This window comes from Pseudomonas sp. FW305-7, from assembly GCF_058786735.1.
This window is the reverse complement of sequence record NZ_JBYSZA010000057.1, coordinates 1-9,702: the sequence shown is the minus strand read 5'-3', so window position 1 is coordinate 9,702 and position 9,702 is coordinate 1. Positions and strand designations below refer to the sequence as shown.

Here is a 9,702-nt window from a genome sequence, read left to right as displayed (position 1 = left end):
AGCCGGGGGTGAAACCGCTCTGGCCTGCGCTTTGTGGGATTTTTCAGCGGGGATTCAGGGTAAAAGTGCGCAAGAAGTTGCGCAGTACTGCGCAACTTCTTGCGCACTTGGCTACAGGCCTTGTGGCCTATGGGCTGTAGCCAAGTTGGTAGCTGAAAATTGAAAACAAGTGCGCAACTTCTTGCGCATCATGGCTCTTCGCCGCTATTGGCCGGTCACGAATGACCGATCCATCGCCTCCTTTTGTCATTCCGTCACTGGTACGCCAGCCCCGGATTGGCGGACAGTCCCACCCCAGAGCCGCCCGGCAAACCACGCCGGGCCGGCCCGGGGGTTAAAAAGCGTCTTATTAATGAAACACTGCCCTCGGCTATACTCCCCGCATTTCGACCTAGGCACGAGGAATCACTGTGAAGAACTGGACGTTGCGCCAACGCATTTTGGCGAGCTTTGCGGTGATTATCGCGATCATGTTGCTGATGGTGGTCGTGTCGTATTCGCGGCTGCTGAAGATTGAAAGCAGTGAAAGCAGCGTGCGCGACGACGCGATCCCCGGGGTTTATTACAGCTCGATGATCCGCGGCGCCTGGGTCGACAGTTACCTGCAGACCCAGGAGTTGCTCGGGCTCAAGGAAGGGCAGGGCATCAGTAGCGAAGATGCCGCCGACTACAAGGCGTTCGAAAACCGCCTGCAAGAGCAGATGGCCAACTACCGCAATACCGTCACCACGGACGAGGATCGGGTCGAGTTCGCCGCGTTCGAGAAATATCACGACACTTATATGCAGATTCAGGATCAGGTGCTGGATCTTCACAAGCGCAATCTGGAAGCCGACGCGGTCAAGCTGTTCAGCGAAAAGCTGACACCGACCTGGTACACCGGGCGCATGAAACTCAACGACATCATCAGCGAAAACAAGAAAGTCGCCGACCAGGCCATGGCCAATATCGACGATGCCGTCGCGGCAGCGAAGATCAGCATGTTCATCTCGCTGCTGGTGGCCGTGCTGGCCGCCGGTGCCTGTGGCTTGCTGCTGATGCGCGCGATCATGGCGCCGATGAACCGCATCGTACAAATCCTCGAAATCATGCGCACCGGCGACTTGAGCAGCCGTTTGAACCTTGAGCGCAAAGACGAATTCGGCGCAGTGGAAACCGGCTTCAACGACATGATGACCGAGCTGACGTCGCTGGTGTCTCAGGCGCAGCGCTCCTCGGTGCAGGTGACCACCTCGGTGACCGAGATCGCCGCCACCTCCAAGCAACAGCAAGCTACCGCCACCGAAACCGCCGCGACTACCACGGAGATTGGCGCGACGTCCCGTGAGATCGCCGCCACCTCGCGGGATCTGGTGCGTACCATGACCGAAGTGTCCACCGCCGCCGATCAGGCCTCGGTGCTCGCCGGTTCCGGCCAACAGGGCCTGGCGCGCATGGAAGACACCATGCATTCGGTGATGGGCGCGGCCGATCTGGTCAACGCCAAACTGGCGATCCTCAATGAGAAGGCCGGCAACATCAATCAGGTGGTGGTGACCATCGTCAAGGTCGCCGACCAGACCAACCTGCTCTCGCTCAACGCGGCGATCGAAGCCGAGAAGGCCGGCGAATACGGCCGCGGTTTCGCCGTGGTTGCCACCGAAGTACGGCGTCTGGCGGATCAGACTGCCGTCGCCACATATGACATCGAACAAATGGTGCGCGAGATCCAGTCGGCGGTATCCGCAGGCGTGATGGGCATGGACAAGTTCTCGGAAGAAGTGCGTCGCGGCATGTCCGAAGTGCAGCAGGTCGGCGAGCAGCTGTCGCAGATCATCCACCAAGTGCAGGCGCTGGCGCCGCGGGTGTTGATGGTCAACGAAGGCATGCAGGCGCAGGCCACTGGCGCTGAGCAAATCAACCATGCGCTGGTGCAACTGGGCGACGCCAGCAGCCAGACCGTCGAGTCGTTGCGTCAGGCCAGTTTCGCCATCGACGAACTGAGCCAGGTGGCCGTCGGGCTGCGCAGCGGCGTTTCGCGATTCAAAGTCTGATGAGCGAAATCATCGCCAAACGCAGCGCCGCGCAAGTGGTGAAGCCGGCGTTGTTCCTGCTGTTTCGTATTGGCAGCGAGCGCTACGCATTGCGCGCCACCGAAGTCGCGGAGGTGCTGCCGCGCCTGCCATTGAAGCCGATTGCCCGCGCGCCGCAATGGGTCGCCGGGGTGTTTGCCTATCGTGGCGCGGTGGTGCCGGTCATCGACCTGAGTGCGCTGACGTTCGGTCAGCCCGCCGAGACGCGGACCAGTACGCGATTGGTGTTGGTGCATTACCGCCCGGACGAAACGCAGCCGGCGCAATGGCTCGGACTGATCCTTGAACAGGCCACCGACACCCTGCGTTGTCATCCGCAGGAGTTTCAGCCTTACGGCCTCGACAACCGTGAGGCGCCGTACCTCGGCCCGGTGCGCGAGGATGCGCAGGGGCTGGTGCAGTGGGTGCGGGTCAATGATTTGCTGGATGAATCGGTGCGCACCTTGCTGTTCCCCAATCCGCCGCGTGATCCGGCGCAGCTTGAGGCGCAGTCATGAGCAGCGATCAGCGCTTTTTCGATTTCCTCAAGGAGCGTATCGGCCTCGACGTCGCTTCGGTCGGGCCGGCGATCATCGAGCGGGCCGTGCGCCAGCGCACGACGCTCTCGCAAGCGGCGCATGCCGATGAGTATTGGCAGTTACTGCAAGGCTCGCGGGACGAACAACAGGCGCTGATCGAAGCGGTGATCGTTCCCGAAACCTGGTTTTTCCGTTATCCGGAATCCTTCGCCACGCTGGGCAAACTGGCACGCAAGCGCCTCGCCGAATTGAACAACATGCGCGCGCTGCGCATCCTCAGCCTGCCGTGTTCGACCGGCGAAGAACCCTATTCGATTGCCATGGCCTTGCTCGATGCCGGGCTCAAACCGCATCAGTTCAAGGTCGACGGCATGGACGTCAGCCCGCTGTCGGTGGACAAGGCGCGGCGGGCGCTGTACGGCAAGAATTCGTTTCGCGGCCAGGATCTGGACTATCGCGAGCGGCACTTCACACCTGAACAGGACGGCCATCGGGTCAACGAAATCGTCCGCGAGCAGGTGCGTTTGCAGGTCGGCAATGTGCTCGATCCAACGCTATTGGCCAGTGAGCCAGCCTTCGATTTCGTGTTCTGCCGCAACCTGCTGATCTATTTCGATCAGCCGACCCAGAAGCAAGTGTTCGAAGTGCTCAAGCGCCTGACGCATGTCGACGGTGTGCTGTTCATCGGTCCGGCCGAGGGCAGTCTGCTCGGGCGGTTGGGCATGCGTTCGATCGGCATCCCGCAGTCGTTTGCTTTCAGTCGCCACAGCGAGCCGCAACCCGAGCCGGTGCCCATTCCCGCGCCCGTCCCATTGCCGGTACGCCAACCCGTGCGCAGCACACCGCCGCCGCCCGTGCGTAATCGACCCTTTGCCTCCGTGACGTCGATGCCGGTGACCAGCAAAAGTGCGAATCCCGACGCGGCCACGCTATTGGCCAACATCGCCGCACTGGCCAACGAAGGCAAAAGCGCCGAGGCCCGCGCTGCGTGCGAGCAGTATTTGCGCAGCCATGAACCGGTGGCGCAGGTGTTTTACTGGCTCGGCCTGCTCAGCGATGTTGCAGGTCTGGCCCTCGAAGCCCAGGGTTACTACCGCAAGGCTTTGTACCTCGAACCGCAACACCCCGAAGCGCTGATGCACCTGGCCGCCTTGTTGCAGGCCCAGGGTGACAGCGCCGGTGCCAGACGATTGCAGGAACGCGCCGCCCGCAGCGGCCGTGCCGCCGACAGTGAGCGTAAATGATGATCGCGTCCGACACCTTGAACGTCACCCACGAAGACGCCCGGGCCATCGATGACTGCTGGAACCGCATCGGCATCCACGGCGACAAGTCGTGTCCGTTGCTGGAAGAACATATTCATTGCCGTAACTGCTCGGTGTATTCCGCCGCCGCTACGCGCCTGCTCGATCGCTATGCCTTGCAGCAGGACGAGCGCGATCCAGTGGCGACGGCGCTTGAAACCGATCTGAAGACCCGTTCGCTGCTGATGTTCCGTCTCGGCGAAGAATGGCTCGGATTGGCCACTCGCAGCCTGGTAGAAGTGGCGCCGTTGCAGGCGATTCACTCGTTGCCGCACCAGCGCTCGCGGGCCTTGCTCGGTGTGGCGAATGTGCGCGGAGCGTTGGTGGCGTGCCTGTCGCTGGTCGAGCTGCTGGATCTGGACGGTAACTCGGCCCCGGCCAACGGCGCGCGGATCATGCCGCGCATGCTGATCATCGCTGCCGATGGCGGGCCGGTCGTAGTACCCGTGGATGAGGTCGACGGCATCCACGCCATCGATGAACGAATACTCGACGCCGCCTCACGTTCCGGCGCGCAGGCTAACGCCAAATACACCCGTGGCGTCCTGCAATATCGAGGTCGCAGTCTGCGTTGGCTGGATGAAGAACAGCTGCTGTTCGCCGTGACCCGGAGCCTCACATGACCCCCGAACAAATGCGCGACGCCTCCCTGCTGGAGCTGTTCAGCCTCGAAGCCGAAGCCCAGACCCAGGTACTCAGTGCCGGGCTGCTGGCGCTGGAGCGCAATCCGACCCAGGCCGATCAACTGGAGTCGTGCATGCGCGCGGCGCACTCGCTCAAGGGCGCGGCGCGGATCGTCGGCATCGACAGCGGCGTCAGCGTCGCGCATGTGATGGAGGACTGTCTGGTCAGCGCCCAGGAAGGGCGTTTGTTGCTGCGCCCGGAGCACATCGACGCGTTGTTGCAGGGCACCGACCTGCTGATGCGCATCGCGACACCGGCCAACGCACCGCAACCGCCAGACATCGAAGCGTATGTCGCCTTGATGGGGCAATTGCTCGACCCTTCGACCCCGGTCACTCCGGTGGCTGCCCCGGTCATGGCCGAGTTGCAGCTTGAGCCGCCGCCCCGAATCGAACCGCTGCTGGCGCCTGCGGTGGAAATGCCTGTCGAGGTATCCGAACCGACGCCACGCAAGAACAAACGCACCACCGAAGGTGGCGAGCGCGTATTGCGCGTCACCGCCGAACGCTTGAACAGCCTGCTCGACCTGTCGAGCAAGTCGCTGGTCGAAACCCAGCGCCTCAAGCCACATCTGGCGACCATGCAGCGCCTCAAGCGTATGCAGAACAACGGACTGCGCGCCCTGGAAAATCTCAACGTGCATCTCAAGGAGCATGCACTGAGCCTAGAGGCCCTGGAGTCGTTGGAAGATGCGCGGCGCTTGCTCGCCGAATCCCAGCAACTGCTGGCAGAAAAGAACGCCGAACTCGACGAGTTTGCCTGGCAGGCCAGCCAGCGCGCACAAGTGCTCTACGACACCGCTCTGGCCTGTCGCATGCGGCCGTTTGCCGACGTGCTCAGCGGTCAGACGCGCATGGTGCGTGACCTGGGGCGCAGCCTCGGCAAGCAGGTGCGGCTGGAGATCGAAGGCGAGAAAACCCAGGTCGACCGCGATGTCCTGGAAAAACTTGAGGCGCCGCTCACCCATTTGTTGCGCAACGCGGTCGATCACGGCATCGAAACCCCGGAGCAGCGTTTGCTCAAGGGCAAGTCCGAGGAAGGCCTGATCCGCCTGCGGGCCTCGCATCAGGCCGGTTTGCTGGTCCTGGAATTGAGCGATGACGGCAACGGCGTCGATCTGGAAAAGGTCCGCCGTAGCATCATCGAACGACAATTATCACCGGCGGAGACTGCCGCGCAGTTGAGCGAAGAAGAGCTGCTGACGTTCCTGTTTCTGCCGGGATTCAGCCTGCGCGACACCGTCACCGAAGTGTCCGGCCGGGGCGTCGGGCTTGATGCTGTTCAGCACATGGTTCGTCAATTGCGCGGCGCCGTGGTGCTGGAGCAGACGGCGGGCGAGGGCAGTCGTTTTCATCTCGAAGTGCCCCTGACTCTGTCGGTGGTGCGCAGTCTGGTGGTGGAAGTCGGCGAAGAGGCCTATGCCTTTCCGTTGGCGCACATCGAGCGCATGTGTGATCTGGCGCCGGACGACATCGTGCAAGTCGAGGGTCGTCAGCATTTCTGGCATGAAGGCCAGCACGTCGGCCTGGTCGCCGCCAGCCAGTTGCTCAACCGTCCGGCCAGCCAGAACAGCGGTGAAACCCTCAAAGTCGTGGTCATCCGCGAGCGCGATGCGGTCTACGGGGTGGCGGTCGAACGCTTCATTGGCGAGCGCACGCTGGTGGTATTGCCTCTGGACGAGCGTCTGGGCAAAGTGCAGGACATCTCCGCCGGCGCCTTGCTCGATGACGGTTCGGTGGTGCTGATCGTTGATGTCGAGGACATGCTGCGTTCGGTGGATAAGCTGCTCAATACCGGACGCCTGGAACGCATCGCCCGCCACGGCAATCAGGTCGCAGAAGCGGCACGCAAGCGCGTACTGGTGGTCGACGACTCGCTGACTGTGCGCGAACTGCAACGCAAGCTGCTGCTCAACCGTGGCTACGACGTGGCCGTCGCGGTGGATGGCATGGACGGCTGGAACGCACTGCGTTCGGAGGACTTCGATTTGCTCATCACCGATATCGACATGCCGCGCATGGACGGCATCGAACTGGTCACGCTGTTGCGTCGCGACAACCGTCTGCAATCGCTGCCGGTGATGGTGGTCTCGTACAAGGACCGTGAAGAAGACCGGCGCCGTGGACTGGACGCCGGCGCCGACTATTATTTAGCCAAAGCCAGTTTTCATGACGACGCCCTGCTCGACGCAGTGGTTGAGCTTATCGGAGGAGCGCGGGCATGAAGATCGCAATCGTCAACGACATGCCCATGGCGGTGGAGGCGCTGCGCCGGGCGCTGGCCTTCGAGCCGGCGCATCAGGTGGTCTGGGTCGCTTACAACGGCGCCGAAGCGGTGCAACTGTGCGCGCAAAACACCCCGGATCTGATCCTGATGGATCTGATCATGCCGGTGATGGACGGCGTCGAAGCCACTCGGCGCATCATGGCTGAAACCCCGTGCGCGATCGTCATTGTCACGGTCGACCGCCAGCAGAACGTGCACCGGGTCTTCGAGGCCATGGGCCACGGCGCGCTGGACGTGGTCGACACCCCGGCCCTCGGTGCCGGCAACGCTCAAGAAGCGGCGGCGCCATTGCTGCGCAAGATCCTCAATATTGGCTGGCTGATCGGCGAGAAAACCCCGCGTTCGCGTCCGGTGCCGACACCGCAACGCAGCTCGGGCTCGTGCCAGCGGCTGGTGGCGATCGGTTCTTCCGCAGGCGGGCCGGCGGCACTGGAAGTGTTGCTCAAAGGCTTGCCGCGCAACTTTTCCGCGGCCATCGTGCTGGTGCAGCATGTGGATCAGGTGTTTGCCGCCGGCATGGCCGAATGGCTGGCCAGCGCCAGTGGCCTGGACGTGCGCCTCGCCCGCGAAGGCGAGCCGCCGCAAGCTGGCGCGGTGCTGTTGGCCGGCACCAACCACCATATTCGCTTGTTGAAAAACGGCACGCTGGCCTACACCGCCGAACCGGTCAACGAGATCTACCGACCCTCCATCGACGTGTTTTTCGAAAGCGTCGCCAGTTACTGGAACGGTGATGCGGTCGGGGTTTTATTGACCGGGATGGGACGCGACGGGGCGCAAGGGCTTAAGCTCATGCGCCAGCAGGGTTATCTGACCATCGCGCAGGACCAGCACAGCAGTGCGGTGTACGGCATGCCCAAGGCCGCCGCGGCCATTGATGCCGCCGTCGAAATTCGCCCACTGGAAAAGATAGCGCCACGATTGCTGGAGATTTTCCCCAAATGAACCGATTTATCCGCAATCCTGGCCCCCGCAGTACTCAGGTGACCGCCCATGAATGACTTACAGATCGACGACATTAAAACCGACGAAAACGCCGCCATGGTGTTGTTGGTGGACGATCAGGCGATGATCGGCGAAGCCGTGCGCCGTGGGCTGTCGAACGAAGAGAACATCGACTTCCACTTCTGCTCCGACCCGCATCAGGCCATCGCGCAAGCCGTGCGGATCAAGCCGACGGTGATCCTGCAGGATCTGGTGATGCCCGGCCTCGACGGCCTGAGTCTGGTACGCGAATACCGCAATCACCCGGCCACCAAGGACATCCCGATCATCGTCCTGTCGACCAAGGAAGACCCGTTGATCAAGAGCGCGGCGTTTTCCGCCGGGGCCAACGATTATCTGGTGAAACTGCCGGACACCATCGAGCTGGTGGCGCGCATCCGCTATCACTCGCGCTCCTACATGACCTTGTTGCAGCGGGATGCGGCATATCGCGCGTTGCGGGTGAGCCAGCAGCAGTTGCTCGACACCAATCTGGTGTTGCAACGCCTGATGAACTCCGACGGCCTGACCGGACTTTCCAATCGCCGTCACTTCGACGAGTACCTGGAACTGGAATGGCGCCGTTCGCTGCGTGATCAGAGCCAGTTGTCGTTGCTGATGATCGACGTCGATTATTTCAAGTCGTACAACGACAGTTTTGGCCATGTCGAGGGCGACGAGGCGCTGCGCAAGGTCGCCACGGCGATACGCGATGCCAGCGCGCGACCGTCGGATTTGCCGGCACGTTATGGCGGTGAGGAGTTTGCCTTGGTGCTGCCGAATACCTCGCCGGGCGGTGCACGGCTGGTGGCGGAGAAGTTGCGCCAGACTGTGGCGGCGCTGAAGATTCCTCACAACACCCCGGGCGACGGTGCGAGCCTGACTATCAGTATCGGTCTGGCGACCATGGTGCCCGAGGCGGGCAGCGATTGCCGGCTGCTGATCTCGGCGGCGGATCGCGGGTTGTATCTGGCCAAGAACAATGGGAGAAATCAGGTGGGTATCGAATAGCGGGTCAGGACAGTTCTGAGGGATAAATGCATTCCCTGCGCTGTTTCATTGTTCTTTACCGGTCGAGGCTGCCAGCAGCAATTCACCGTAAAGCTTTTCGGCGCCCTGTTGACGAAAAACCCGATGTTCGATCGTCGCCAGTTGTTCTGTCCGCGCATCGATTGCCCGTTGTTTTGCCTGTTCTTCACCGAACGTGTTGACGTTGAATGACCGGGTCAGCCTTTTACCGTCACGGGCCGTTGTCTGCGCGATCCAGTAAGTGTTCTTGCCGTTTTTCTGTCTTGAAACACCCGCCAGGCCACTGGTATTACTTGAGCGGAGCTTTTGACGAATCGTACAGCTCAGAGGGGGAGGGAAACGGAGCATCTGCTCATTGCGAAATTGCACGGCAGCGGCATGCGCCGGGTGTTCACCACCATGGCTGATAAATGGGAACTCCTTGTGAACCTTCACACTGCCTTCCCGATAAAGAAAAACACGCCATGCCATCGCTCCAGACTTCTTGTGGCGGATTCGGATGATGGCGTAGGAGTTGCTGCACGTAGCTTCAGCAGGGCGGTCGTTGCTCATGTTGGGCTCTTGTTCAGTTGCTGAGAGTCGGTCGGACTGATCAATCGACATACGTCACATACCTCGCCATCAGGTTTGGCCGCTGAAACGTGTCGATGTTGTTCACGCGTTGGTGCATATCCCTGACCACCTGCTTGAACGTCGCATCGTCCATGTCGATCCAGAAGCGCGGGTTGCGGCCGGTTCGGTGGTCGTGTTCGGCGGTGGTGGGGTCGAGGTGGCGGTATTCCTCGTATTGCGGCAGGTCGGGCAGGGGGCGGCTGACGTCCATGT

At 61.7% G+C, this 9,702-nt stretch carries 8 protein-coding genes and 1 pseudogene; 7 read left to right on the top strand and 2 right to left on the bottom strand.

Annotated elements, in window-relative coordinates; translation table 11 throughout:
• The first annotated feature begins 410 nt into the window (after nt 1–410).
• Genes AC3WMT_RS30665 through AC3WMT_RS30635 form a run of 7 tightly spaced genes read left to right on the top strand, consistent with a single transcriptional unit; the run spans nt 411 to nt 8,859 of the window.
• Nucleotides 411–2,033 (top strand): methyl-accepting chemotaxis protein, encoded by a 1,623-nt coding sequence (locus AC3WMT_RS30665; RefSeq protein WP_103303083.1) that lies wholly within the window; start codon nt 411–413, stop codon nt 2,031–2,033.
• A complete protein-coding gene (locus AC3WMT_RS30660; protein ID WP_103303082.1) occupies nt 2,033–2,569 on the top strand; it encodes a chemotaxis protein CheW in 537 nt (178 codons plus the stop codon). The genes AC3WMT_RS30665 and AC3WMT_RS30660 overlap by 1 nt, the downstream gene beginning before the upstream one ends.
• Nucleotides 2,566–3,834: a CheR family methyltransferase gene (locus AC3WMT_RS30655; protein ID WP_103303081.1), complete on the top strand. Its 1,269-nt coding sequence runs from the start codon at nt 2,566–2,568 to the stop codon at nt 3,832–3,834. Before AC3WMT_RS30660 ends, AC3WMT_RS30655 begins: the two co-directional genes overlap by 4 nt.
• Nucleotides 3,834–4,517 (top strand): chemotaxis protein CheW, encoded by a 684-nt coding sequence (locus AC3WMT_RS30650; protein WP_103303283.1) that lies wholly within the window; start codon nt 3,834–3,836, stop codon nt 4,515–4,517. Before AC3WMT_RS30655 ends, AC3WMT_RS30650 begins: the two co-directional genes overlap by 1 nt.
• Complete coding sequence (locus AC3WMT_RS30645; protein WP_103303080.1) at nt 4,514–6,802, top strand: hybrid sensor histidine kinase/response regulator; 2,289 nt, start codon at nt 4,514–4,516, stop codon at nt 6,800–6,802. Before AC3WMT_RS30650 ends, AC3WMT_RS30645 begins: the two co-directional genes overlap by 4 nt.
• A complete protein-coding gene (locus AC3WMT_RS30640) occupies nt 6,799–7,809 on the top strand; it encodes a chemotaxis response regulator protein-glutamate methylesterase (protein ID WP_213027670.1) in 1,011 nt (336 codons plus the stop codon). Before AC3WMT_RS30645 ends, AC3WMT_RS30640 begins: the two co-directional genes overlap by 4 nt.
• Nucleotides 7,810–7,857: 48 nt before the next feature.
• Nucleotides 7,858–8,859 (top strand): response regulator, encoded by a 1,002-nt coding sequence (locus tag AC3WMT_RS30635; protein ID WP_103303078.1) that lies wholly within the window; start codon nt 7,858–7,860, stop codon nt 8,857–8,859.
• Nucleotides 8,860–8,904: 45 nt separating this feature from the next.
• On the opposite strand, the gene AC3WMT_RS30630 is transcribed toward AC3WMT_RS30635, so the two are convergent.
• Both AC3WMT_RS30630 and AC3WMT_RS30625 read right to left on the bottom strand, forming a co-directional pair.
• Nucleotides 8,905–9,429, bottom strand: coding sequence for an AP2/ERF family transcription factor (locus AC3WMT_RS30630; RefSeq protein WP_158249166.1), 525 nt, complete (start codon nt 9,427–9,429; stop codon nt 8,905–8,907).
• A gap of 40 nt (nt 9,430–9,469) precedes the next feature.
• Nucleotides 9,470–9,702: pseudogene (locus AC3WMT_RS30625) on the bottom strand (hypothetical protein); the annotation flags it as partial.

What these genes read in the sequence shown, in the direction of transcription:
- AC3WMT_RS30660 (WP_103303082.1), top strand. Translation starts at nt 2,033, where the DNA reads ATGAGCGAAATCATCGCCAAACGCAGCGCCGCGCAAGTGGTGAAGCCG.
- AC3WMT_RS30640 (WP_213027670.1), top strand. Translation starts at nt 6,799, where the DNA reads ATGAAGATCGCAATCGTCAACGACATGCCCATGGCGGTGGAGGCGCTG.
- AC3WMT_RS30650 (WP_103303283.1), top strand. Translation starts at nt 3,834, where the DNA reads ATGATCGCGTCCGACACCTTGAACGTCACCCACGAAGACGCCCGGGCC.
- AC3WMT_RS30655 (WP_103303081.1), top strand. Translation starts at nt 2,566, where the DNA reads ATGAGCAGCGATCAGCGCTTTTTCGATTTCCTCAAGGAGCGTATCGGC.
- AC3WMT_RS30630 (WP_158249166.1), bottom strand. Translation starts at nt 9,429, where the DNA reads ATGAGCAACGACCGCCCTGCTGAAGCTACGTGCAGCAACTCCTACGCC.
- AC3WMT_RS30635 (WP_103303078.1), top strand. Translation starts at nt 7,858, where the DNA reads ATGAATGACTTACAGATCGACGACATTAAAACCGACGAAAACGCCGCC.
- AC3WMT_RS30645 (WP_103303080.1), top strand. Translation starts at nt 4,514, where the DNA reads ATGACCCCCGAACAAATGCGCGACGCCTCCCTGCTGGAGCTGTTCAGC.